General features: G+C 59.5%; 21 protein-coding genes. 9 read left to right on the top strand and 12 right to left on the bottom strand.

Going from position 1 to position 25,753, the window contains the following annotated elements:
- The first annotated feature begins 415 nt into the window (after positions 1-415).
- Positions 416-1,990, top strand: coding sequence for a vWA domain-containing protein (locus tag DBZ32_RS09200; RefSeq protein WP_162906665.1), 1,575 nt, complete (start codon positions 416-418; stop codon positions 1,988-1,990).
- Positions 1,991-2,153: 163 nt separating this feature from the next.
- Positions 2,154-2,930 (top strand): ferredoxin--NADP reductase, encoded by a 777-nt coding sequence (locus tag DBZ32_RS09205; RefSeq protein WP_119166823.1) that lies wholly within the window; start codon positions 2,154-2,156, stop codon positions 2,928-2,930.
- Between the two features lie 24 nt (positions 2,931-2,954).
- Here DBZ32_RS09205 and DBZ32_RS09210 read toward each other — a convergent pair whose 3' ends face one another.
- On the bottom strand, positions 2,955-3,551 hold the full coding sequence (locus DBZ32_RS09210; RefSeq protein WP_119166824.1) for a TadE/TadG family type IV pilus assembly protein: 597 nt from the start codon (positions 3,549-3,551) through the stop codon (positions 2,955-2,957).
- A complete protein-coding gene (locus DBZ32_RS09215; protein ID WP_119166825.1) occupies positions 3,548-4,210 on the bottom strand; it encodes a TadE/TadG family type IV pilus assembly protein in 663 nt (220 codons plus the stop codon). Before DBZ32_RS09215 ends, DBZ32_RS09210 begins: the two co-directional genes overlap by 4 nt.
- A gap of 236 nt (positions 4,211-4,446) precedes the next feature.
- Between DBZ32_RS09215 and DBZ32_RS09220 the strand changes: the two genes are divergently transcribed.
- From DBZ32_RS09220 to DBZ32_RS09245, 6 genes are all read left to right on the top strand, one after another.
- Positions 4,447-4,764 (top strand): co-chaperone GroES, encoded by a 318-nt coding sequence (locus DBZ32_RS09220; protein ID WP_119166826.1) that lies wholly within the window; start codon positions 4,447-4,449, stop codon positions 4,762-4,764.
- A gap of 19 nt (positions 4,765-4,783) precedes the next feature.
- Positions 4,784-6,421, top strand: a complete 1,638-nt coding sequence (gene groL / locus DBZ32_RS09225) for a chaperonin GroEL (protein WP_119166827.1) — start codon at positions 4,784-4,786, stop codon at positions 6,419-6,421.
- 203 nt (positions 6,422-6,624) lie between these two features.
- Entirely contained in the window at positions 6,625-7,539 is a 915-nt protein-coding gene (locus DBZ32_RS09230) for an NAD(P)-dependent oxidoreductase (RefSeq protein WP_119166828.1), read from the top strand.
- A gap of 472 nt (positions 7,540-8,011) precedes the next feature.
- A complete protein-coding gene (locus DBZ32_RS09235) occupies positions 8,012-8,377 on the top strand; it encodes a helix-turn-helix domain-containing protein (RefSeq protein WP_119166829.1) in 366 nt (121 codons plus the stop codon).
- Positions 8,378-8,828: 451 nt separating this feature from the next.
- The gene (locus DBZ32_RS09240) at positions 8,829-9,515 is read left to right on the top strand and encodes an SAM-dependent methyltransferase (RefSeq protein ID WP_119166830.1); all 687 of its coding nucleotides are present in this window, start codon (positions 8,829-8,831) and stop codon (positions 9,513-9,515) included.
- A gap of 155 nt (positions 9,516-9,670) precedes the next feature.
- Entirely contained in the window at positions 9,671-10,252 is a 582-nt protein-coding gene (locus DBZ32_RS09245) for a D-sedoheptulose-7-phosphate isomerase (RefSeq protein ID WP_235830117.1), read from the top strand.
- Positions 10,253-10,260: 8 nt separating this feature from the next.
- Here DBZ32_RS09245 and DBZ32_RS09250 read toward each other — a convergent pair whose 3' ends face one another.
- Both DBZ32_RS09250 and DBZ32_RS09255 read right to left on the bottom strand, forming a co-directional pair.
- Complete coding sequence (locus DBZ32_RS09250) at positions 10,261-11,301, bottom strand: KpsF/GutQ family sugar-phosphate isomerase (RefSeq protein ID WP_119166831.1); 1,041 nt, start codon at positions 11,299-11,301, stop codon at positions 10,261-10,263.
- A gap of 259 nt (positions 11,302-11,560) precedes the next feature.
- The gene (locus tag DBZ32_RS09255) at positions 11,561-12,508 is read right to left on the bottom strand and encodes a glycosyltransferase family 4 protein (protein ID WP_119166832.1); all 948 of its coding nucleotides are present in this window, start codon (positions 12,506-12,508) and stop codon (positions 11,561-11,563) included.
- A 364-nt stretch (positions 12,509-12,872) separates the two neighbouring features.
- Here DBZ32_RS09255 and DBZ32_RS09260 point away from each other — a divergent pair, with 364 nt between their 5' ends.
- Complete coding sequence (locus DBZ32_RS09260; RefSeq protein ID WP_119166833.1) at positions 12,873-13,937, top strand: polysaccharide pyruvyl transferase family protein; 1,065 nt, start codon at positions 12,873-12,875, stop codon at positions 13,935-13,937.
- Here the strand turns inward: DBZ32_RS09260 and DBZ32_RS09265 are convergent.
- From DBZ32_RS09265 to DBZ32_RS09300, 8 genes are all read right to left on the bottom strand, one after another.
- The gene (locus DBZ32_RS09265) at positions 13,921-14,853 is read right to left on the bottom strand and encodes a glycosyltransferase family 2 protein (RefSeq protein ID WP_162906667.1); all 933 of its coding nucleotides are present in this window, start codon (positions 14,851-14,853) and stop codon (positions 13,921-13,923) included. The two genes, DBZ32_RS09260 and DBZ32_RS09265, sit on opposite strands and share 17 nt — an antisense overlap.
- A 339-nt stretch (positions 14,854-15,192) precedes the next feature.
- Entirely contained in the window at positions 15,193-17,037 is a 1,845-nt protein-coding gene (locus tag DBZ32_RS09270) for an ABC transporter ATP-binding protein (protein ID WP_119166835.1), read from the bottom strand.
- A gap of 156 nt (positions 17,038-17,193) precedes the next feature.
- Complete coding sequence (locus DBZ32_RS09275) at positions 17,194-18,327, bottom strand: Coenzyme F420 hydrogenase/dehydrogenase, beta subunit C-terminal domain (RefSeq protein WP_162906668.1); 1,134 nt, start codon at positions 18,325-18,327, stop codon at positions 17,194-17,196.
- 79 nt (positions 18,328-18,406) lie between these two features.
- On the bottom strand, positions 18,407-19,603 hold the full coding sequence (locus DBZ32_RS09280; RefSeq protein WP_162906669.1) for a polysaccharide pyruvyl transferase family protein: 1,197 nt from the start codon (positions 19,601-19,603) through the stop codon (positions 18,407-18,409).
- On the bottom strand, positions 19,603-20,706 hold the full coding sequence (locus DBZ32_RS09285; protein WP_162906670.1) for a glycosyltransferase family 2 protein: 1,104 nt from the start codon (positions 20,704-20,706) through the stop codon (positions 19,603-19,605). The genes DBZ32_RS09280 and DBZ32_RS09285 overlap by 1 nt, the downstream gene beginning before the upstream one ends.
- A 4-nt stretch (positions 20,707-20,710) precedes the next feature.
- Positions 20,711-21,916, bottom strand: coding sequence for a glycosyltransferase (locus DBZ32_RS09290; RefSeq protein WP_119166839.1), 1,206 nt, complete (start codon positions 21,914-21,916; stop codon positions 20,711-20,713).
- A gap of 138 nt (positions 21,917-22,054) precedes the next feature.
- Positions 22,055-23,356, bottom strand: coding sequence for an HlyD family type I secretion periplasmic adaptor subunit (locus tag DBZ32_RS09295; RefSeq protein ID WP_119166840.1), 1,302 nt, complete (start codon positions 23,354-23,356; stop codon positions 22,055-22,057).
- Positions 23,353-25,329, bottom strand: a complete 1,977-nt coding sequence (locus DBZ32_RS09300) for a type I secretion system permease/ATPase (RefSeq protein ID WP_119166841.1) — start codon at positions 25,327-25,329, stop codon at positions 23,353-23,355. The genes DBZ32_RS09295 and DBZ32_RS09300 overlap by 4 nt, the downstream gene beginning before the upstream one ends.
- Positions 25,330-25,753: the final 424 nt, after the last annotated feature.

The following is a 25,753-nucleotide window of genomic DNA, read 5'->3' on the forward strand; positions in this document are numbered from 1 at the left end:
TTTCTGATGGAGCCATTTGAAACCAGAAACATGAACGAGCAGTTAATTCACTGAGCTATTATTTAATCACGAGAAGTGATTATTTTTGAAGCTAGTTTGTTTTGTTTATACTCGCAAAAATTGATCAGATTGACTTGATTTTCGAATTAATCTTCTTGCAAAATTCGTTCGAGATTGACTTCAAATAAAACCAAGAAGATCCATTCTGTTTATTTCATTTATACATTTTTTACCCGCAATACATACAATCGAATCCGGTAGTCACAGCGGCTTTACACTGTACCCCCAGGGATCAAGCACCATGCCGAGCCCACATCCTTGCCTGCAACGTCGACTTACACACGTCAAAGACGTTATCGATCGCGTCTCTCGACGCCTCTCGCTACATGGGCTGCGCTCCAACCAATCCGGCATCATGGCCGTGTTCCTGGCAATCGGTCTCATTCCCCTGGTCGGCGCCGCCGGCTTGGCGATCGATACGACACGCGGCTATCTCGTGAAGGCCCGTCTCAATCAAGCGCTCGACGCCGCGGCGTTGGCAGGCGGCCGCGTTTTCTATGAGGAAGACCGAAACGACGATATCCGCGCCTTTTTCGATGCCAACTTTCCGCCTGGTTTCCTGGGCGCCGACGTCAGCGAGCTGACCATCACCGACGACCCGGAAAACGGAAAACTGACCGTGGCGGCCTCGGCACAGATCCCGACGTCGCTGGTCAGCGTGCTCGGCTTCGAGGAGCTGAACGTCAGCGCCCGTTCGGTCGTTCTGCGCGCGGACCGCGGCATGGAACTGGTGCTGGTGATGGATAACACCGGCTCCATGCGCGGCAGCAAGATGTCGCAGATGCGCGACGCGGCCCACGAGCTGGTCGACATCCTTTATGCCGACCGCACGGTGGTTCCGAACTTCTGGATCAGCCTGGTGCCCTACACCGCAGCGGTGAACGTTGGTGCCGGCAACACGGGCTGGCTGGTACCGGGGTCTTTGGATCGCGCCGTCTATGAACTGGATGCCAGCGAAGTGGACCTGGAAGACTGCCGCGGCACCAACGTCAATTGGGATTTGATCCGCAACGTCTGTACGATCGGGACTCCGGTTGTGCACGGCGACTGGACCGAAGCTGCCTGCAGCGGCGTCGGTGTCTGGGTCGGACTGACCAGCGAGTGCGTCGTCTCCTACGCCTGGAAAGGCTGCGTCGAGGCGCGCTACGGCTCCGGAGACGACGTCACCGACGCGCCACCTGCAACGGCTCCCTTCCAGCCCTACTACTGGCCGCGCTGGCGCAACGGCAACGATATCGAGAGCCGCTATAACTCCTGGCTGTTCGATAACGAGCTTCTTCTTCAAAACGAGAACACGGCGGTCGACGAAACGGAAGCCACCAACACAGACAGCAACAACGGCCTCGGTCCGAACCTCGGGTGCGGCCCTCCAATCACTCCCTGGACCGACCAGCGCGGCACCGTCGAGGCGGCGATCGACGATATGAACTCCTGGCATCGCGGCGGCACGACCACCAACCTGGGCCTGGTCTGGGGATGGCGTCTGCTGTCACCCCGGTGGCAGGGCCTGTGGGGCGACCCGAACCTGCCTCTGCCCTACGACGAACCGTTGATGCAGAAGGTCGCGGTCATCCTGACCGACGGCGATAATCTGTTTTACGATGGTCATGCCCCCTCCGGAGACACGGACTACACCGGCTATCAGCGCATTTCGGACGGACGTATCGGCACCACGAACAAAAATACCGCCCGGCGCGAACTGAACGACCGCACGCTACAGATCTGCAATGCCATGAAGGCGGAGCAGATCATCATCTACACCATCACCTTCGACGTGCGCACCGACAGCCGAGGACAGGACATCCGCGACACCTTCCGCAACTGCGCCACGACGCCCGGGCATTTTTTCGACTCCTACGGTGGCTCCGGGCTCAGCCAAACGTTCCGCGTGATCGCAGCTCAGCTCTCCAACCTCCGCATTGCCGAATAGCCGTCATGCATCCGAGGCATTGCAACGGCATACTCGACAGGTTGCAACCTGTCAGGGGGTTGCGCCCTGTCGGGCAATCCGATAGCTGAAAGTCGGCTGCTCAACGACCCTTCTTCGCGGCCACCTTCCCATCAGCCAGCAGTCGGGATGCGTCACCTTCGTCATGAGCAAAGCCATTCAGGAAGAAAGCGTCGTTTCAGTCCGCCACTGGACGGACGATCTCTTCAGCTTCAGCACCACGCGGGATCCGGCCTTTCGCTTCCTGAATGGCCAGTTCACGATGATCGGCCTGAAGGTCGAGAACAAACCCCTGCTGCGCGCCTATTCTATGACCAGCGCCAACTACGAGGATCACCTGGAGTTTTTCTCGATCAAGGTGCAGAACGGACCGCTCACCTCACGCCTGCAGCACGTCCAGGAGGGCGATAAGCTGCTTGTCAGTCAAAAGCCGACCGGGACGCTGGTGCAGGACAGCTTGATCCCGGGCCGTCATCTCTATCTCTTCAGCACCGGCACGGGTATCGCGCCCTTCTGTAGCATCATCAAAGACCCCGAGGTCTACGAACGCTTCGAGAAGATCGTGCTGATCCACGGCTGCCGGCGCGTGGCCGACCTGGCCTATGGCGGGTTGGTCGTTCAGCAGACCCTTGAGCACGAGCTGATCGGCGAAATTGTCCGCCCGAAGCTGCTTTACTACCCGACCACGACTCGCGAGGCTTCCCGGTACACGGGGCGCATCACCGACCTGGTGCAAAGCGCCAAGCTGTTCGAAGATCTCGATATCTCGCCGCTCGACAAAGAGCGGGACCGGGTCATGCTCTGCGGCAGCCCCATGATGCTGGCCGATTGCGTCGCGCTCTTGGAGCAGTCCGGCTTCCAGGAGGGAAGCCAGTCGAAACCGGGACAGTTCGTCATCGAGAAAGCTTTCGTCGAGAAGTAGACGGACGATGGCCTCGACGGACGGCTAGTTGATCGTGATCACCTGGTCCGACAGACGAGCTCGAAAAACCGACCAGTGATAGAGCGTCGACTGCTGAACGAACCTGTCGAAAATCAGCGGCGCGTAGCTGTAGTAGACCTCCGCCACGTACAGGCTTTCGTTCTCGCGCGGTTGCAGGTTCTGCGGCAACACGGCCTCGTCCCCCGGCAGACCGACCCGGCTCGCCCGCACCAAATCACCGGCGCCGATCTGCTGCCAGACGACTTCGGGCGGCGTGTCCGCAACACGGGTCACGGCGGAGATCAGCACGACGCCCTCCTGCGGGAAGCTGAAGGGCTGCATCAGGTGCTCGACGGAATCGAAGATGTTGACCAAATCCTGCGGCGTCACCTGAGCTCCGCGGGAAACGAGATCGCCGACGGACATGGCAGCCCGATCCAGCTTCTGCATGATCAAGACGTAACGGGCGAATTCGACCGCGCCCAGCAACAGGATCAGCAGGAGAGGCGTAACAACAGCCATCTCGACCAGAACCGTACCTTTGCGGTTCCAGCGCAAGAGCCGAAACAGCGACGTCCGCTTGCTCGTCAGGGCGCGTACCTCTGACCAAAGCGCAATCAAGGCGAACCTGCCGCGCCGCCGGCAGAGCCGTCGCCTGCACTGCCGAAAGGCTCGTTGCGGACCACAATCGAAGCACTCAGCCGCATCAGACCGTTTTCGTCGCCCATCAGCGGGTCCAGCATGCCCGTGAGCAAATCCCACTGGTAGCGCAGCGTGTAGAGCACGATATCGCCCGGCCCGCCGAGACCAGCAGCCCCCATATCGGCGTCCCACTGACCGTTTCCGTTGACGTCTGTGTAGGATTCGCCGCCGTCGAAACTGCCGTTTCCGTTGTCGTCGGCGAAAGGCTCCGGCTCCCCGATGTCGTTGAAACTGGGATAGACGAAGAAGGTGATGTCCACCTCATCCATCTCAACCAGACCCTGAGTATGTTCATCGACAATCTGCAGGATCCGTTCTATGCGGGTCTGCCCGTCCGGTGCGAAACCGGTGATACCGAAGCGCGCGGCTTCACGCAGCCCCCCTTCCATCAGGGAGGTGACGAAAAGCACCATGGCGACCTCGATCAGCCCGATCGCCAGCAGGATGAAGGCGGGGAAGACGATCGCGAATTCCACCAGGGTGGCGCCCGCGCGCGCGCGCCAGAAACGACGGCCGAGCGTGGCCAGCGCCAAGACGAGCGGCAGGGGCAGTCGGACAGATGGGTGACAGGCAACCATAGCCGGGATGCTACGCCCAAGGCGGTAAACAAGCCCTTACCAATGCTCACTTAACACTCTGAATTTTATATGTATTTTCAAATCAACAGAGCTTCCTGGGCGGAGGGCGATCCGTGCCTTGACATCCCCCCCCGGCTGCACGATCTATGAGCGAGTTGGCACTCATCGACAGAGAGTGCTAGTTTGGCGAATAGCCAAATCTCCAACGGTCATTGAACAGGATGGAGGAAAGTCCGATGAAGTTTCGGCCGTTGCACGACCGCGTGGTCATCCGCCGCCTCGGCGAGGACGAAAAGACCAGCGGCGGCATCATCATTCCCGACACCGCCAAGGAAAAGCCTATGCAGGGCGAGGTCGTGTCGGTTGGACAGGGCGCACGCGACGAGAAGACCGGCAAGGTCCAGGCGCTTGACGTGAAGCCGGGTGACCGGGTGCTCTTCGGCAAATGGTCGGGCACCGAGGTCAAGATCGACGGCGAAGAGCTGTTGATCATGCGTGAGTCGGACATCATGGGCGTGCTTGAGGGCATCAAGTCCTCCAAGAAAGCCGCCTGAGGCGAGAGGGCTAGACAAAATGGCTGCCAAAGACGTCAAATTTTCCTCCGATGCGCGCGAACGGATGCTGCGCGGCATCGACGTTCTGGCCGATGCGGTCAAGATCACACTCGGGCCCAAGGGCCGCAACGTGGTGCTCGACAAGTCCTTCGGTGCGCCGCGGATCACCAAGGACGGCGTGACGGTCGCCAAGGAGATCGAACTTTCCGACAAGTTCGAGAACATGGGCGCCCAGATGGTGCGCGAAGTTGCCAGCAAGACCAACGATATAGCCGGCGACGGCACCACCACGGCGACCGTGCTGGCGCAGTCGATCGTGCGCGAGGGCTCCAAGGCGGTTGCCGCCGGCATGAACCCGATGGACCTCAAGCGCGGTGTCGATCTGGCGGTGGAGGCCGTGGTTGCGGACCTTAAGAAGCGCTCCAAGAAGATCTCGAATAACAGTGAGATCGCCCAGGTCGGCACGATCTCGGCGAACGGCGACCGCGAGGTTGGCGAGATGATCGCCAAGGCGATGCAGACGGTCGGCAACGACGGCGTCATCACCGTCGAGGAGGCCAAGAGCCTGGAAACCGAGTTGGACGTGGTCGAGGGCATGCAGTTCGACCGTGGCTACCTCAGCCCCTATTTCGTAACCGACGCTGACAAGATGCAGGCTGTCCTGGAGGACCCCTACATCCTGATCCATGAGTCCAAACTGTCGAACCTGCAATCCCTGCTGCCGGTGTTGGAGGCAGTAGTGCAATCCGGCAAGCCTTTGCTGATCGTCGCGGAGGACGTCGAGGGCGAGGCCTTGGCGACCTTGGTGGTCAACAAGCTGCGCGGCGGCCTCAAGATCGCAGCCGTCAAGGCCCCGGGCTTCGGCGACCGCCGCAAGGCCATGCTGCAGGATGTCGCCATCCTGACCGCCGGCACCGCGATCAGCGAGGACCTCGGGATCAAGCTGGAGAATGTGACCCTCGACATGCTGGGCCGCGCCAAGAAGGTGGTCATTACGAAAGAGGAGACCACCCTCGTCGAGGGCGCCGGCAAGAAGAAGGATATCGAGGCTCGCTGCGGTCAGATCCGTGCCCAGATCGAGGAGACCAGCTCGGACTACGACCGAGAGAAGCTGCAGGAACGGCTGGCGAAACTGGCCGGCGGCGTTGCGGTGATCCGGGTCGGTGGCTCCACCGAGATCGAGGTCACGGAGAAGAAGGACCGCGTCGACGACGCCCTGCACGCAACCCGTGCGGCGGTCGAGGAAGGCGTTCTACCTGGTGGCGGCGCCGCTCTGCTCTACGCGACCAGAGTTCTGACCAAGCTGCAGCCGGTCAACGACGACCAACGGGTCGGCATCGACATCGTCCGCAAGGCTCTGCAGACGCCGGTGCGTCAGATCGCCGGCAACGCCGGTCACGACGGCTCGGTGATCGCCAGCAAGCTGCTGGAGCAGAAGGATGCCAACTACGGCTTCGACGCCCAGAGCGGTCAGTTCTGCGATCTGGTGAAGTCCGGTATCATCGACCCGACCAAGGTGGTGCGCGCGGCGCTGCAAGACGCGGCTTCGGTCGCCGGCCTGCTGATCACGACGGAAGCCATGGTCGCGGAACAGCCGGAGAAGAAGTCAGCCGCAGGTGCCGGCATGCCGGGTGGTATGGGCGACATGGACTTCTAAGCTCACGTTTCTCGGTGAACTTGGTAGGTTGGAGGAGGGGTCGCGGCTATGGCTGCGGCCCCTCGTCGATTCGCACTGTCGAATTCACCCCGCCCCATGCCGATCGGGGATCGGCTTCGACTCGGCGTATTCTGAGAGGCCAATCCTTCGACTCGAATTGAGTCTCCAAGTCCTACCGATCATCGAAGAAGGGAGAAAAGCCTATGCAGGAGATTAGCAGCGTGGCGGTACTCGGTACCGGTCTGATGGGCCGCCCCATGGCCGAGCGGCTATTGGGGGCCCGCTTCTCCCTGCGTGTCTGGAATCGGACTCGCGCCAAGGCCGAGCCGCTGACCGAACTGGGTGCAAGATTATGTGAGACACCGGGCGAGGCTGTCGAGGACGCCGACGTCATCATTACCATGCTCGAAAACGGCCCTGTGGTGACCGACGTCCTTTTCGCCAGCGACCTGCTCTCCAAATCTGCGCCTGGAGCGCTGGTGATCGATATGTCTTCGATCCCGCCGTCCCTCGCCCGCGATCACGCAACCAGGCTGGCGGAGCGAGACCTGAGCCACTTGGACGCACCGGTCTCCGGCGGCACGGCCGGCGCCGCGGCAGGGACCCTGGCGATCATGGCTGGGGGCTCGCCCGAAGACTTCGCGAAGGCCGCACCACTGTTCGAGGCCATGGGACGAGCCACCCACGTGGGCCCTACTGGAGCCGGCCAGATGACGAAGCTCGCCAATCAAGCGATCGTTGCCGTCACCATCGCAGCCGTCTCCGAAGGCTTGCTGCTGGCCGCCGCAGGCGGTGCCGATCCAGCCGCGGTCCGCGACGCGATCTCCGGCGGCTTTTGCGATAGTCGCATTTTGGAGCTGCACGGCAAACGGATGATCGACCGTGACTGGATCCCGGGCGGCAAGTCCAGCACCCATCTCAAGGATATGAACACAGTTCTTGAGACGGCCGAAACGCTGAAACTCGACTTGCCATTGACCAAGGCGGTTCGAGATCAGTTGGCCGAACTGGTTGCGACGGACAAGGCCGAGACGGATCACGCGGCCTTGCTGCTTTGGCTCGAAGCACGCAATGCACCTCACAGGGTGGGTAACCTACCGGATCGTTTGCCTGCCTAGAGCCGAATCGACTGAAGTCCGAACGCTTGGCTGAGCGCACTACGCTCGCGACTCCGTCTCTATTGGGTCGGTCGGAACGGATCGCACTCCAACGACGTGTCGAGCTTGCGAAGATCCGCGTCGCGGCTTCCTCGATTGGGTCTTTCGAAACGATCTAATACGACCTCAGGGCGCAGGAGACGGGGCGGAGTGGAAAAGGTTAGCCGCATCCCAAGCGTGCGCGCCAGCGACGCCGTTCATGTTCGGCACGAGATATTACACAGTATTTACATAGAATGGTTTGAGCGGTTACGCAAAGCAGCTAGCTTCCAAAACATGCTCGCAGGCCGCGAAGAAAGAGCCGACGCGAACACGGGCGATCAAGGACCTGTAACCAGAGATTCTACCGTGGAAGGCACTTAACCGCGCCTGCTGCAGGAGAAAAAGCCAAGTTCAAAAGTTCCAGATTCGAGAGTTCAAGGAGGAACCAGTCATGTATCATAAGACCGACGTTCACATCGGTCGCCGCGTTCGCGAGCGCCGGGTTGCCATGGGCCTGAGCCAGTCGGAGTTGGCCGAAGGTCTCGGTATCAGCTTCCAGCAGGTTCAGAAGTACGAGAGCGGTGCCAACCGGATCAGCGGTAGCCGCATCTGGGATATCGCAACACTTCTGCGGGTGCCGGTCGGATTCTTTTTCGACGGCCTCGAGGTCAGTCTCGACCAGATGTCCGAAGACCAGGGCGAGCAACCGATCGATCGACAAACCCTGGAAATCGCACGTGCCGTTAATAAGATCGAAGACGATACGCTGAAGAGCCAGCTCGTCCGTCTGGTCAAAGCCTGCGCGAAAAGCGCCTAGGACAGACCGCAAGCTGCGGTCCAAAAGGGCCCGCTGGCATTCACCGGCGGGCCCCTTTTCGATCTGCACGCTCTGCGTTTAATGAGAACGGCCGGCTCTTGAAAGCGCAAGTCGGTTCAGAAGACCTGCAGGACAGCATCGGGGCAATTCGAATAGCCTGCGCTTCCTGTGTTATTTAGCGATTCCGCTGATAAAAACCCTGCGCCGGCCATTGGCAGCAATGCTCGACGCACCTGTCGAAGCCTTCCTTGAATTCTCCACACCGCAAGAACTGGACCTTGAGTCATGAACGCCCGAACACCGCTTGACCGTGTCACAGGCTAACCTCTAAGGTCACAGAAAAACATATAATTTGTCTTAAATATTTTGTTTATTTGTTTGTCGAAATGGTACGGTGGAGGTGGAGACCGCCACCACCAGAGGGGGAGCTTCCATAGATGGCGGTATTCGGATGAAGGGGACGCTCTACGGCTTGGGCGTCGGGCCGGGCGATCCGGAGTTGATGACACTGAAGGCCCATCGCCTGCTGCAACAAGTGCCGGTGATCGCTTACTCGGCGCCGGAGCAAGGTGAGTCGCCGGCACGCGCGATCGCCGCCCCGTACATTCCGGCGGATTGCACAGAGATCCTGGTCAGGACGACGAAGGACGGCACTTCACCAACATCGGAAAGCGCCAGCGACGATGTAGTGAAGGAGATCGCCGAGATCCTCTTGAAGGGTCACGACATCGTATTGCTCTGCGAAGGCGATCCCCTCTTCTACAACGACTCCCAACCTCTGTTGGTCGGTTTGGCCGAACACTTTTCGATCCAGATAGTACCCGGGGTTTCCTCATTGTCTGCCTGCGCTGCCGCCTTGGGCTCCCCGCTTGCGGCGCGCGACGAGCAGTTGCTGGTCATTCCTGCGGGACTCGCCGCCCGCACACTCACAATCAAGCTCTCCGAGACGGATGCAGCTGCGGTGATCGATTTGAACGGCCATTTTGCCAAGGTCCGCGACTGTCTGGCTGTGACCGGACTGCTGCCCCGGTCGCGTTACATCGAACATGCGACACACGACCGACAGCGTGTCCTATCGCTTGATCAAGTTGACTCCGAGCAGGTACCCAGGTGCTCCATGGTTCTCATGCGTCGCTAAAGCTCGGAAGAACACTGCGCGATCGCACGGCTTGCGAAGCGAGCCCGCCGTGCCGCGGTCGACCTTGGCCGCGCCGCTCGCAAGAAAGCGGTTGAGCGGCGAGGCGGCTCCTGCCATCCATGCTTGGTGATTTGTCTTCTGGGAGACATGCCGGAGTGGACGACGCCATGACAAAGGGACTGACGGGCCATCTTGAACGGGCTTCGGCACTGCTGCGGAAGAGCAACACCCCGGAGCTGGCAAAAAAACTGGACGAGGCGGTCGCCCGGATCTCGGAAGCATTGCAGGGCGACTGTCCGCTGCTGGTCTGCGGCAACGGCGGTTCGGCCGCCGACGCCATGCATATTGCCGGCGAACTGGTTGGCCGTTTTCTGAAGGAGCGGCGCGCGCTGAACGTGCTCTGCCTGGCAGACAGCCCCACAGTGCTCACGGCCTGGTCGAACGACTACAGCTACGAGACTGTCTTTGCGCGCCAAGTGGAGGCCTATGGCCGGCCGGGCGGTGTTCTGCTGGGCATCAGCACCTCAGGAAACTCTCAGAACGTAGTCGCCGCCATGGAAGCTGCGAAGGCGAAGAACATGCTGACGATCGCTCTGACCGGCCAGGGCGGCGGGCAGTTGGCACCGCTCTGCGACCTGCTGATCGACGTGCCCTCCCGGCACACGCCTGACGTTCAGCAGGTGCATGTCTGTCTCTATCACTACCTCTGCGAGGAAGTCGAAAAGCTCTGCGCCTAAGAAACCACTCAATAGACGCCATTGCGTAGACAGTCGTGCAGATGCAGAAAGCCGCTGGGCTGGGCCACACCCGGCTCATGCACGAAGAGCGCATTGATCCGCGTTTCGTGCATCACGCTCAGCGCTTCCGCAGCCAAGGCGTCGGGCGTGATCGACTTCGGAGCATGCGTCATCACGGTCTCCACGGGTTGATCGAGGATCGCCGGGGACAGGCGGCGGCGCAGATCGCCGTCGGTAACGATTCCCGTCAGCGCATCTTCGCCGTCGACCACGCCAACACAGCCGAACCCCCGTGCCGACATCTCGATCAGGACCTTCGACATCGACGTTCCGGCAGCAACCAAAGGCATGGCCTCCCCGCGGTGCATGATATCGCGGACGCGGCGGAGAACATTACCGAGTCGACCGCCGGGATGGAACTCGCGGAAGTCCTCTCGGCTGAAGCCCTTCAGACGCAGCAGTGCGACCGCCAAGGCATCACCGAGAACCAGGGTCAAGGTGGTCGAGGTGGTGGGAGCCAAACCGAGCGGACAGGCTTCTTCGGCTGCCGGCAGAACCAGCGCGACATCGGCTTCACGTGCCAGTGTGCTCTGCGGTACGGAGGTCACGGCAAGCAAAGGAATGCGAAAACGCCGCGTGTACATCAGAAGGTCGGAAAGCTCCGACGTTTCTCCGGAATTGGAAATCGCCAGGACCACGTTGGCTGGAGTGATCATCCCAAGATCGCCATGACTCGCCTCGCCCGGGTGGACGAAGAAAGCCGGCGTGCCGGTGGAAGCGAGAGTCGCGGCAATCTTGCGGCCGATATGACCGCTCTTGCCCATTCCCGTGACCACAACATGGCCGGCCGAGCGCGCGATGAGATGCGTCGCCGCAACGAAAGGCTCGCTCAGGCCGTTCTCGAAGCTCTTGCCCAAGGCATTGACCGCGACGCCCTCCAAACGGGTCACGCTGCGCGCCGCCTCCAGAATGTCGGCTTCCCGAACCTTGGCGACCTCGGGCTCCGGTGCGGTTTCCAGTTCCGCTGCCTTTAGAGTATTTCCTACCATGTCAGAACTCCGATGGAGGAACCGACAAAAACCGCCGGCACCAGCCCGACTCCAGGCTGTTTGAGCCTAACATAGCCACGCTGCGCCGTGGCGGCCAAGTCTTGGTGGAGCTTAAAGGGCCTGCAGGCTTCCGTGCGGAAGACGATTCGCCGACGCCGCCTGCCAACCAATAGGCGCCGTGATCTGCTGCGCTTCCAGGGACCTCAGGCAGGCAGGTTCCGTCTTTGGTCGAACAGAAGCACCGCCGGGCTTTGGACAGCTAGTCGGTTATGGCCTCGAACACTGAAGACAAACGCTCACGAAAAGCCTGATCCAACAGGAAGTAGCGGTCTCGGGCGGCCTCGCCGAGTTTCCGTTTCGCTTCGACCGGCATGGCGACGAGTTCCGCCACGGTATGTTCCAACGCCTCGAGATCAACGATGAAGTCGGTGCCCAATTGGCGCGGTGCCGTTTCCTTATAGGGGACCAACCTGCCAGTCGCAGGCGTGACGATCTCATTCATCGGAGGCGCATCTGTCGTTACAACCAAGGCGCCGCTGGACATCGCCTCAACCAAGGTGTGCCCCCAGCCTTCGCTGCGCGACGGGCAGAGGTGGAGTCCGTAGCGATTTTGCAGTTCCGTCACCTGTTCGTACGGCAGGTAGCCATCAATGACAGTCACGTTTGGTCCGACAGCTCCCAGGTATTCGCGCCGCGTCGCCTTGATAACAAGCTGAGGCCATTCAGGATGACGCGCCCAGAGCTGTAGAAGCTCTCGAGTCCCCTTCCGGATAGAATCCGTCGAGACGTGAAAGAACGAAACCCAGTCTTTTTCAATATTTTCATTGAATATATCATTTGATGTAAAGCCTGTGTAAATTACATTTGAATGTTTTTCGCTGAAACGGTCTCGAGAGTGCTGGCTCTTGACGAGAATTTTATCGAAAAATCTTAGTGCCCACCCTCGCTCTTGTCTAAAGGACTCTTGATTTGGAATCAAAATATGCTTCTCACCTGCATTTAACCAACGTCTTTGAATTTGCGCAACATGCACAACAATATTGGAGGTTCGTTTAAAGCTCAAAATATCCCAAAAATTCCTATCTTTATTTTCAAAAGATCGGACAGAATAACCAATTTTCTCAAAATATGTCTTAAGAATTCTGATATCTTGCAGAAGCCCATAAGGATAGTGTGTGCTTACCAAGTCGATAATTGGCTTTTTCATTTTTCAATTTCGATTTTCGATTGGACCTATTCTACTGAACATTCAATACGCTAAAATTTTTTGCCATCTCTCTTGTTGGATCGTGATGTCATCTTACATAAGATGCAACTAAAAAGTTTTCAAAAATACCTACAGCAACCTTGAGCTTGCACATCTATCTTCAGCAATCAAACCTGGAACCAGTGCTCGACACCGTTGTTTGCACTAGAGAAGCCCTGCTACCAAATCACGGCAGGTCCCTGGATACACATGCCCACCCTACAAGGAGCCCAAGGCTTACGATGAAAAGGTAATATTTATTTGAGAAATAAAAGATAAATCGAAAACACATCAGTATCAAGTTTATTTAGAGGATCCTTCAACTATGGAGATTTACCATTGGAACGACAGGGTTTCGAATTTTGGAGATGAGATCAATACATGGCTTTGGCACGAGCTCGCCGACCGACGATGGCCGCAACAACCCGGCACGTTGTTCGTCGGCATCGGGACGGTGTTGGATCACCAGATTCCATCGAGCACAAAAGTTTACGTTTTCGGGGCAGGAGCCGGCTACGGTCCGCCGAAAGACATCGTCGGTCTGGGTTGGCAGGTCTACGGCGTGCGCGGCCCCATCACGGCGCGTCTTTGCGGACTTACCGAGGAGGCCGTGATCGGCGACCCGGCGATGCTGTTGCCCGACGTCTTTCCCGTCGCGCGACCGTCGCAAGCCGCAAAACGTAAAGTGATCTATGTACCGCATGTTCATTCGGTAGCGAACGCTCCTTGGCAGGAGGTCTGCGACGCCGCCGATGTCGCATTCATAGACCCGCGACGGCCGTCGAAAACAGTGGTTCAAGAGATTGCGTCGGCCGACCTGGTGCTCGCAGAGGCCATGCACGCAGCCATTATCGCAGATGCTTATCGCGTACCGTGGATTCCTGTTTGGACATCCAACAGAATCAATGCGTTAAAATGGTCGGACTGGTCCTCTTCTTTGAACATGACGATCGAGCCGCGCCGAATCGACCCGCCCTCCCTGCTCATGCTGTCCGACAACTTCGCCTCGAAAGCCGCTGGTTTCGACATGACGACCCCCTTCTTCGATCTCAAAACGAGAACGTTTATGGATGTCGACCAGATGGTGAAAGCTCAGCACCGGGTCTCAAAATTGGAGAAATTTAAAAAGCCCCTGCGGATCAATTACTTGAGGCTGCGCTCGATCGTGCTGGAGTCTTCATTTGAGAGAGTCTGGAAGCAGAAGACCCGCGACTTGACCGCACGCGCGTCGGAGCAGATGGCAAATCTCTCTAAAGAGGCTGGCGTATTGAGCAAGCAGGAAGATTTCGACACCCAAACAGCGAAACAACGTCTGCGGTTGGACCAATTTCTGGACGAGCTGTCAGATTATCGGCCGTTGGATCGCACTGCGGCTACCATTTCGGAATAGTCACAAACTGCGAGAGCGAATTGAGCATCGTGGCGACATAACAGCGCCAATTGTAACGGTCATAGCGGAGCGCGTACTTCATCACTGTATTTGCCGACCTGTATTTCTTCAGTCGCGACAAGATACGTGCGATTCCGTAGAAATGCTGCGCTAGCGCCCGAGGATGTGCCATCAGCAAGGCTCGATGTTTTCTGACGATGTACAACGTCGTCCAGGCGTTGCGGCCCAGACCGCGCGATATGCTGTCGGCAGAAACCGCCGCGACACAGTGGGGCTGAGGATCGAAGGCGATTTTGCCCAGCCGTGCCAGGAGCAGGGTGAACTCCCAATCCTCATTCGCGCGCAGCCGGGCGTCGAAGCGAAGATCTCCATCGAAGACCTCTCGCCTGACCATGAGTGTTTGCATGGTGACGTGGTTTTTGTACGCAGTTGTTTCGAAGATTTGGTCGGACGGCGCGTGATCTTCGGGATGAGGTACAAAGCTGCAATCGCCTGGCCCATACTTTCCGTAGCGGATTTTGCCGCTGTAGAGACCGATGTAAGTGTCGGGAAGAGACAGGATTTTTGTGACCTGGTCTTCGATTTTGTGAGGGACCCAATAATCGTCGGAGTCCTGGAAAGCGATCAAATCGCCAGTCGCGGCCTCCACTCCTAGGTTGCGCGCGGAAGCTGCCCCTCCGTTTCGGTCCGCCTTTATGACCCGCAGTCGCGGATCCTCGCAGAGCGCTATCGCGGCCAAGGTCTCATCCGTGGAACAGTCGTCAACAACGATAATTTCGGTGTTCCGGTAGGTTTGACCGCAAATACTGAGCAAGCAGTTGGAAATCTGCTCCGCCCGATTGAAGACCGGAACCACGATACTCACAAGCGGAGTTCTTCCAAGTTGCTTCAACTTGATCGGACGCACGTCGTCCATAGTCAACCTTGTCCTTCTGCGAACCGCAGACCAAAGATCTCGACCTGCGAAGACACCGTGGGCAGCAAGCTTCGTCCAGGCCGCCATGGGGATCTGGGGGGTGGGCACGAGAGGATCATACCTGGAGGACTGCTCACCGCGTCACCGCGCCGGGCTATGCATGGAGGAGCTGGCGCAACGCTTGCCGAGGCTCCACCACTGAGCCGTTCGATCGAATGATACGTCCTCTTTTCCTCCGGCCGCACGACCAATAACGGCCAATACCTTCGCTCACCTCCGGCTGCGTCTCACCGCACCGTCCCCCCTCCGGCTGGCGCGTGACAACGGCCACGTCGCCGATCACCTTTCTACTGCTTCTTTCACGGCGTCCAAGCCTACCGCCTCCCGACCTGCCAGCGCCCTGAACTCGGGGCTGTCCTGCAGTAGATCGTGATAGCTGCCCTCGGCGATGACACGCCCTTCGCCCAGCATGAAAATCTTGTCGCAGCGCTCGACCGTGCTCAGACGATGCGCAATCAGCACGATCGTCTTCTGCGTCGACAAGCCATAGATCGCCTCCATGACGGCTCTTTCAGTGAGGTTATCCAGCGCGCTGGTCGCCTCGTCGAAGATCAGAACCGAAGGATTTCTGTAGAGCGCCCGCGCGATGCCGATCCTTTGCCGCTGCCCACCCGACAAACGAATACCGCGTTCGCCAAGCACCGTGTCGTAACCATCGGGCAGTTCCTCGATGACGAACTGATGGAGCGCCGCCATCCGGGCGGCCTGCTCCACCGCCGCCATATCGACCTGGTCGGGCGACATCCCGAAAGCAATGTTACCGACCACTGTGTCGTTCGTGATGAAGATGTGCTGAGGCACGTAACCGATCGCACGCTGCCAGCTGCCTATGGACTCCTCGTCGATCTCGACACCGTCCACGCAAAGCGCGCCGGTTTCCGGATGCAGTAGGCCGAGCAGCACATCCACCAGGGTGGTCTTGCCAGCCCCGGTGCCACCGACCAGGCCGACCGTGGTGTTCGCCCGGATCGCTATATCGATCCCTCTCAACGAGGGCTGATCGGCACCGGGATAGCGATAGACGGCATCCTTGAGCTGAACGTCGCTCTTAACGGTCAGAGGTAATACGTCCAACCTTCGTGCATCGAAGACGGATTGGTCCGCGCCGATGTCCCGCAGATCACGGTGGATCGAGTCGAGGGCCGCCGCCCCGTACCGGATACTGCTCAGGTTCTGATAGATTTGCTGAAATGCCGGAAGCAGACGAAACCCCGCGATCGCGTAAAATCCAAGGATCGGCAGTACGTCGGCCAATACACCTTGGTGAATATTCAACAGCACGAGAATAAGGATGATCATACCGCCGAAAGCTATGGCTTCGAAGACCCAGCGCGGCAGCTCACGGACCATCTGGCTGGTGCCAGTCAGATGCGCACAAGCGCGGGCAGCGGGATGAAAGGCGTTGCTGAAGTGGCGCTCCAGGCCAAGCAGTTTGACGTCCTTGACACTCCCGAAAGCCTCGCTTGCGACCTGGAACCGCCGGCCGTTGGCAATGACGCGCTCTTGGCCGATCTTCGTCAGATACTTCCGGGTAAAGGCAAACAACGCCCCATAGACAGTCACGAGAGCCACAGTGAGAATCAAAGAGATCACCGGGTTGACGATGATAATCACAACGATCATCGCCAGGGAAAGAGCGATATGCGCGACGACCTTCAAAGCGGGCAGAAGAACGATCGCGAGAAGCTGGTCGACTTCCGAAAGAATCGCCTTCGACAGCTGAGAACTGTCACGCAGCAAAAACCAAACATACGGCTGAGACAGGTAAGACCGTAGAAGCCTCATGCTAATGCTGTAGACCCGACGTGTTCCAAATCTAATCAAGAAATACAGAGAAAATAATTTTAACGATATTCCAAAAACAATAATAACGAAGACCAAACCACCGAGAGCGACAAGAAACTCAAAATCTGATGTAAATCCAAAATAATTATACAGAAAACTGAGATATTCGTTTCGCTCGATAATAGTCGGATCGGCCAGAACAGCCAAAAACGGCATAATCGATGCCAAACCGAAGGCCTCGAAAAAACTGACGACAACAAGAAGTATAGACAGTATCGCGAAGTTACGCCGCTCCCGCCCCGTCATAACGCCGAATATTTTTTTGTACAACGACAGCATCGTCTATCTTTCGTTCTTGTACAGAGGTGTAGTGCAGCAAGGGACGAACCCGGAAAGGCACCATACCTCGTGTCGACAGCCTCTTCGCCAAGCTTTCCGGTTTCGTCGAGTCAGCCGCGACGTTCCAGAGGACCGTACGCTTTCAGATATTGCTGATCATCGGCTTAACGCGGTTCGCTTTGTCAGACTCCGTCTAAGCATTCCAGCAAAACTTCTGAAATGAGCCAGAGCGCCGCTGCGCCGTGCTGCCTGAAACAGCTTGAGGCCGCGATATCTGGGATAGATGCGACCGATCAAGGCCAACGCGGCGATGCGTGACAGAACGAGGCGGCGACGACGCGCCTGATAGGGCTGCATAAGCCCGACATCCTGGACGGTTGCCGGCTGAGTTGCGACGAACTGCGAACTGCGCGCGGCCTCCAACAGGTTTTGCCCCAATTCGGTGCGGGCTATGATCAGACTGCGGCCGTCGGCCTCATCGAACAGCGGGTAGCCGCGCTCGTCGCCGTACCAGGCATCGGCGCAAACGATATCGGCCGTCATACCGGTGGCATCCGGGCAAATCTTGCAGCGCAGTTGCACCCGGCTGCTGAGAAAGTCCCCCCAAGCTTCGGCGTAAGTCATCTCCTGAACTTCGCCGCTGCGCGTGACTGCGCGCGCCTTGCCGGGCCATCCCTGACCGCGATAGCGAAAGTCGGAGAGGTCTTCGGACCCCACCCCCATCTTGTCCAGAATCGCAAGGGCACCCTTCCGGCTCGGAATACCTCCGCACATGAAGGAGAGGACAACCGGGAACTTCTCGGCGACCTCCGGGCGATGCCGCGCATAGGCGCGCAGCGCCGCCACGTCGCAGGGCTTGCCGACAAAGGCCAAACGCTCCGGCGTCTCCATCAGCTCGAACAAGCGTTCCAGAGGCGCCGAGGGCGCATAACGCGAACCGGCAGCGCGCAGGATGTCGTCCCGAGTCCGACTGAGTTGGCTGGTGTTGGCAACAGGATCGCCAGGATCGATCACGGTCTGCGCGACTCCCTCGACGGTTCCGCTCTCCATCAAGTATTGCAGAAGCGCAGATAGCGCCCCTCCCGATGACCCCTGATAGCGCATCTCGGGGTCGCAGGCATGTCCCGTCGCAAGCTCCCGGATCGGCCCCCAGTCGGCATCGAAAGGGCCGTCATGCCGGTCGATCTGCACGACCGCACCTGGACAGACCTGAGCGATCAGGTCGTCCGTCTCCGAGGCTACCTCTGCCTGCGCCACCGGGCGCAGAAACCCCTCATCGCTCATCTTCATGCGCAGGCTTGTATTGCCTGTCGCAGCGGCGCAAAGGCCGCAGCCGGTGCAAAGACCGCCGTCGACAATGGCTTTCAGCTTAGGCGGAAGGCTTGTCATGCCGGTCTTTCACCTCGCCTAGTAAAGTGATCAGGAAGCTCTTGTAACCGTCGAGGCGCTGCAGCGCCCGCTCCTTTACGTGACCAGCTTCGACCGCCAGAACGGCGCGCTGCTCCAAGGCCTCTAGAACCTTGCTATAGGCGCTGTCCGTCGTTTCCGTCTTAAGATCGATCGTCGCGTCATACCCCAAGCTTCCGAACAGCCCTCCGAACTTACGGCTGTAGGCCAACGGCGCGACGGGAACGCCACTGGAAAGGGCGGCGATACAGGCGTGCATACGCGCTCCGGCGAAGAAGTCCAACGCGGCGATATAGCCTTTCGCTTCACTCGGATTCGCAAAGCTGGGGGCGACGATGACGCCCGGGTGAGACTCGGCGAGCTTGCGACAGAGAGTGCCGTCGTCCTCAACTTCGGAGTCACTGGGCCGAACGTGTGGAACGAGATGAACTTCCAGGTCCTCGCGGCCCGCCAGCTCGCTCAGAAGCCGGTCGACGAGCTCTGCGAAATCGACGGTCAATCCGAACATGTTCGAGCGGTTGTAGCCACCGAAGTACAACAGTGCCGACACGTTCAGGCCGAACTTGGTCTTGGATGGGTCGAAGGTCATCGACGGCGCCGTCGGCGGCAACCGAAAAGCCACGTCCGAAGCCTCACTCAGACGCTTGATGCCCAAGTCCTTGGCATAGGCGAGGGAAAGCGCGTCCCGCGCGAAGGTCATGCGCGCCCGGTTCATCAAAAAGGTCGCAATGGCCCTGAAAACCGGTTTGTTGAAGGGTCCGATGGTCTGCGGCGCCAAGACCAGCGGACGTCCGGCGGCCAGCACATAGCTCTTGGAAACGCAGAAGTAGGCAAAGCGCCGCCAGCCGTAGATGTCGGCAAAGCTGTCGCCGCCGCCGATATCCAGTACCAAGTCGCAAGCCTTGATCGCCCGCTGAAGTCGGCCGAAGGGCAAGAAAGCCCGGCTCGTCAGACCGACCACCTCGACATCCTCAGCCTTGACGTAGATCGGGCTTCCGGCATCGAGCCAACCGAGAATCACGAAACGGGCCCGTACACCCGCGGCGGCGGCGGCCTCTCGCAGGATCGCAAGGTGCGACACGGTCAAGGCGCCAACCCCGAGATTGCCGGAGTTGGCGCTATGCCAAAGCAGACCGATGGTGATCTCGCTGCGGGCCACTACAAATCGCCTCCCCTCTCGTCGGCCCCTGCCGAAACTCGCGGTCGCGCGCCGCCCAAGGCGAGCTCCCAGTCCGCCGGAGGCAAGCGCCGGCGAACCGCTTGCGGCGGCCCGAGACCATGCACACCCCATATCCCGGCGATCAGTTGCTGCGGGTGCCGCCAATAGCGACGGATCAGCATGGCCCAGGACCAACCATAGACACTCGGAAGAAACGCGGGCGTCCAGCGCCAGGCGAAACGAATGCGATTGCGATACATGAAATAGACGGAAAAGGCAGAGTCAACTCGGTGCCCGCTGCCCGAACCGATCGAAGCCCCGGCACGATGATGCACGATCGCATCGGGCGCAATGCTCAGCGTCAAGCCTTTACGGCGAAAGGCCCAGTCGATCTCCTCAAAGTAAAGAAACCAGCTCTCGTCCATAAGGCCAGCGGTGGCCAGGAAGGCCTTGGATACCAGCATGCTGGCACCCGACACATAGTCCAGCTTCGCATCGCCAGGAGGCCGACAATCCTCGACCTTGCGTCCGAGATTGAAACTCTTGGCGAAGCCCATCCAGCGACGGTAGACCCCACCGTCGGTGTGAACCCGGTCAGGCCGCGCGTGATAGAGAACGCGAGCGCCGATGATACCCCAGCCTTCGCGCGCCTGTGCCCAAGCGACCAAAGCACCCGGCGCCTCCGGATCGACGACGGTGTCGGGGTTGAGGATCCAATAGAGATCCACTGTCTTCGCGTCGATCAGGAAGGAAAGGCCACTGTTGACGCCACCGGCAAACCCCAGATTTGCGCCGTTCCGCAGCAAGCTGAAGGTCAAGCTGTGTCGACCGCTCGACCGCCAGCTCTCAGTTCGCCGGCTGTCCGACAAATCACCATCGGATTGCTCGGGCCCGACAGTCTCCCGGCACCATTGCCTGACTGCCTCCACCGTACCGTCCCGACTTCCATTGTCGGCTACGATCACATGCAAGGCCGGGTATCCACTCGCCAGAAGACTGGCGAGACACTCCTCTATGAAGTCTTCGGCGTCGTAGGTGACGACCACAACCCCGATGCAGGGAAGTCGATCGTCCTCTCTTCCCAAGTCCGCCAAGGCCGTCATGGAGCTATCCGTTTTGCGGGACACTATCGGTCCCGTCGTCTTGCGAATTCGCCTGTTCAGTCGCCGGCGACAGAGACGCGACGGCACGGCTATACACCTGCGCGATGGCATCGCGTCTTAGAAAGTCGAGCCCACCCCTCTCCTGCAGATCGCGCAGCTCCGCCTTGATCTGATCCTGCCCAGCGACGAGCCGCAGCACTGCCTCGGCGAGGGCTTCAGGATCGCGTGGATCAACGCCGACAACGGCCGGACTGTCGAGGTAACCGGAAATGCCGTTGGTAGCGGAATGTACGACCGGCGTCCCTGCAAGCAGAGATTCGGCGTAGACCATTCCATAGCTCTCGCGGAAGGAAGCCATCACGAAGGCGCAACTGTCGTTCAAGACCTCCTGCATGCTCCCGTGAGCCACCGGACCGACCAAACCTGCGCGACCATCACCCTCCCGAGCGACGATGCGGTTCAGTGTCGCGAAAGCCTGGGGGTCGCCGCCACCGATGATCTCAAGGCGGATATCGGGTATCCGCCGGGCAGCGATCGCAACGGCGCGAATCAACGTCTCGGCATTCTTGTTTCTATAGTCGCGCAGATGAAAGGCCGTGCGGATCAGCGGTCCGGTGATGCGGGGCGGGAGAATGCGGTCCTGAAGAGTCGGACAAGGCAGATAGACGGTCGGCTTGTCCCTAGGTCCGAGAAGCTGGGTCAGGCGCGCCGCGGTCCAGGGTGCAAAAGGTAAGATCAAGGCCGCATCCCGCCAGATCCGCTGCCAAGTCTGACGCAGGTCGCGCTTGGTCCCGATGATCTTCAGATCGGAATTGCCTTGAGACGAGACGACGAGTGGTACAGCGAGAGCCTCGGCCACCTCCGCTCCGACGAGAGCGTCGGTCGAAAGCTTGTGCGCATGAACGAAAGCGACATCTAGCCGACGTTTCTCCAGATCCTTCAGGATCCAGGCGGCGACGCGGGAGAGGTATCTCTGTAGAAAGATCCCGCGCGGAAACCCCTCGTAGGCGACTGCCCGCCAGCCTGCGCCGAACTCCACCGCCGAGATACCACCGCCCCGGGCGACCCGGTTCAGCGAGTAAACCTGATGCCGAAAGGTATCCTGCGTCAGCTCCAGCAGAGTGGAGACGGCCTTCGTTTTGTTCGGCTGCAACGGATCCGGAAAGTCCGCCGAGATATGCAAAATGCTCTGATCGGCCTGCGCTGGCATACTCGGCTACTCCAGAGTCACAAGGCCGAGGACTCCCTCTCAGGCCTTGCAAAGCGGGCGAAGCCCGTCACGGCCAACATCTTCGGGCCAATCTGATTCCAACCTATTCAAAGCAGCTCGACGCCCTTAAGCCTCGCTTCAGCGCTCGCGGAAGGCCCGCTCGAAACTGCCCATCAAAGGCTTCATAGTGTATTGCAACAGCGTTTGCGAGCCCTCGTGAATGAAGACTTGCGCAGGCATGCCGGATGTCAGGTCGATGTTTTCGGGCAGCCCCGCCACCGCTCCCTCGGCCAAGGCCACACGCGCCTGATAGCTTTGCAGGCCCGTGCGCTGGTCTTCCATGCTGTCCGCCGCGACCCAGATCACCTGGCCGTCGAGCCGTTGCATGTCTCGGGCCGGCAGACCGGTAAACATGACGGTCGCCGCCTGACCGACTTGCACGGAATCGATGTCGTTGGGTTGCAACTCTATATTGATGACCAGGTCGTCATCGTCCGGAACGAGCTCCAGAATGGTGTCGCCCTGACGAACGACGGCGCCCGGCCCGGTAACCGACAGGTTGATCACAACACCGCTGCTCGGCGCCCGCAGGATGGTCCGCTCGAGCGTGTCCTGGCTTTTCGTCAAAGTCGCTTCGACCTCGGCCAGGCTGGCCTCGACTTCCGCCAAGCGATCCTCAACCTCGGCCTCCCGCCGGCGCTGGAGCCCGAGGATCTGCAATTCGTATTCGCTGATGCGGGACTCCGAGGCCGCGATCGCGGCCTCGAGACGGCTCAACTCACTGCCAAGCTCCGACCGCGCACGCTTGAGCGCCAGATAGCGGCTGACCGGGACAAGCTTCTTCTCGTAGAGTTCGGCGACACCTGCAACTTCTTGAGAAATCAATCCCATCTGTTCGAGCGTCTGGGCGATCTGATTGCGGAGTCCCTGGATCTCAACGCCGGTCTGCTCGATCTGGCGTTCGCGGATCATAATCTCGTTTGCCAAGGCCTTGCGGCGAGCCTCGAAACGCTTGAGTTCGGCCTGTTTCAATGCGGGTACCGAGCGATCGGCATCGTCACGCAGAGCCTCGTGCGTAAAGGAGATCTGCGCGAGGTCGTCGCGCTCCGCCGTCAGGCGCGCTGCCTCGACCAGCAGGGCCCGCTGGCGCGCCTGCAGGGCGGTCAGGTCCGACTGTGCGGATACGGCACGTAGAACCACAAGTTCGTCTCCAGGTGAGACCGCGTCGCCGTTCGAGACATTGATCTGCTCGACGATGCCGCCTTCCAGGTGCTGGATCACCTGCCGCTCGCTGACGGGCCCGACCTCACCATTGGCGATAATTGCGCTCGAGATGGGGGCCAGGGCGGCCCAACCTCCGCCCACGACGAAAAACAAGCTTGCCACGGTCAAGCCGAAGACGATCGTGCCCCGCCTCGCGTAGTTGATCTTCTCACTCATGCGGACGACTCCCTGCGCCGGGTCCGCAGGCGCTCCAAGGTGCGGTTTCGATTCTTCTGGGAGGCATCGGCGCGGGCAAGCACCCCAGGCGCGCCGTTCTGAAATTTCTCGGGCTTGGCCACATTGCCATTGTCCGTCCGATCCTCCGGCAGCTCCGAGGGCGAAGCGCTGTCAGACTCGCCAGGAGCGGCGGCCGTCTCCGTAGACACCGCCTCCTCGAGCGAAGCCGAAGCCCCTGCCGGCAAGGCGGCAGCTCCGGGCGGGAGGCTTGGCTGCGCAACGGCGGCTGGCTCCTGCAAGCGGCGCAGAATCTCGCTGCGTTCACCAGCCATCACCACACGCCCATCGTGAATGACGACCAAGCGGTCGGCCGGCCGCAAAATGGCAGGCCGATGGGCGACCAGCACGACCGTGGCACCCCATGCCTTGGCCGCTTCGACGGCCTTCATCAGATCGGCCTCTCCCTGGCCGTCCAGACTGGCATGCGGTTCGTCGAGGACCAGCAGTTTCGGGCGCCCATAGATCGCCCGGGCCAGGCCGAGTCTTTGGCGCTGCCCTCCCGAAAGCGAGGAGCCGCCATCGCCGATCTGCGTGTCGTAAGCGTTCGGCAAAGACAGGATGAACTCGTGGACGCCCGCGGTCTTCGCCGCCCAGATGATATCTTCGGACTCGGCGTCGCCGTCCATCCGCGCGATGTTCTCGCGAACGGTTCCATCGAACAGTTCGACATCCTGCGGCAGATACCCCAGGTACCTTCCGAGTTGTGCGGGATTCCAATGCCGGATTTCAGCGCCGTCCAAACGCACAGTGCCACGTGTTGGCGTCCAAACACCGATCAGAAGCTTGCAGAGAGTCGACTTGCCGGCTCCCGACGGACCGATGATTCCGACCACCTCGCCAGGTGACAGATCGAGCGAGACCGCCGCGACAGTGGGTTCGCTGCGACCTTGCGGCACCAACCAGACATCATCGAAAACGACCTTGCCCTTGGGCTCGGGCAGGTCCATGCGCTCGATTTCCTGCGGGAAGCGATCCAACAGCACGGTCAAGCGGCGCCAGGAGTCTCGTGCACCGATGAAGGTCCGCCAACTTCCCATCGACTGCTCGACCGGCGCGAGAGCCCGCCCGAGCAAGATGGAAGCAGCAATCATTGCACCGGCACTCATCTCGTTCTTCAACACCAGGTAGGCACCGAGCGCGAGAACGAGAGTCTGAGCCAGAAGCCTGAGGAATCGCGATGCGCCGGTTATGGCCGCGCCAGCATCGGAAGCGTTCAACTGTCCTAGGATCGCAGTGGCGTTGTCGCCAGACCAGCGCGCCCGTAACGCGTCGAACATGCCCATCGACTTGATCGCCTCGGCATTGCGCAGCGCGAATTCGAGGCGCTGGTTACCGGCCAGCGCCGCACCCGATGAAGCCGCCAACGGTTTGCGCGTCAGCCTGTCATTGAGGACGGCCAACGCGAAGAGCACAATGGCCGAGCCGAGACCGAGCAGCCCAAGCAACGGATGCAGGAAAGCGAGAGCGGCAACGAAAAAGGGTACCCAGGGCGCATCGAGCAGAGCCGTTACCTGACTGCTGCCCAAGAACCCACGCACACTGCCGAGATCGCGCATCGGCTGAGCGGACGTGGGCATCCCGTTCAAGGTGCTCTCAACCGTCGTACGCAAGAGTTCGGGCGACAGGGAGTGTTCGACCTCGGCTCCGACCCGGCCCAGCAAGCGCAGGCGCACCGTCTCCAGAAGTCCCAACACCAGCAGAGCCAGAGCGGCGATCATCGTGAGGTAAAGCAGCGTGGCGGATTGACCGCTCGAAAGAACCTTGTCGTACACCAGCAGCATGTAGATCGGCGAGGTCAGCATCAGGAGGTTGGTGAGAGTGCTGAAGCCCGTAACTGTGAACAGGCCGCTCCAGACAACTCGCTTGACCGCCTGCAGAGCCGGATTCTGTCGTTCTCGCTTCGCCGATGCCATCAAGATAACCCGTTCCTTGAGGGCAGAACCCTTGCCCGATCCGGATGTTTTTATACGTTCTGAAAGTTAATACCGTATTTTCGGCATTCTCCTAGCACCGGCATTTGACGAACATTCTGTGACAAACTTAGGCAGAGGAGACTCCAATACGGTAGAAATGATGCATCCATTGCTTCACCTAACCGTCCCAGAGTGACGTTCTTGCGAAGATATTCCGGACTGTTAGCGAGAGCAGTCGTGACAAATAAAACAAAAAATCTGCACGCTCTGGCTTACGAAGCTGAGACGGTGAGATGAAAATTCGTAGAGCACCACAATACAATAAACGTCTAGGAGAGAAATTTAGCCAATTTAGCGATATAAATTATCCAAAACCCCGGCACCAACAGAATTTATATTTAACGATATTTATAGTGACACGTGA

The sequence above is a fragment of the Algihabitans albus genome (assembly GCF_003572205.1).
Taxonomy (GTDB): Bacteria; Pseudomonadota; Alphaproteobacteria; order Kiloniellales; family DSM-21159; genus Algihabitans; species Algihabitans albus.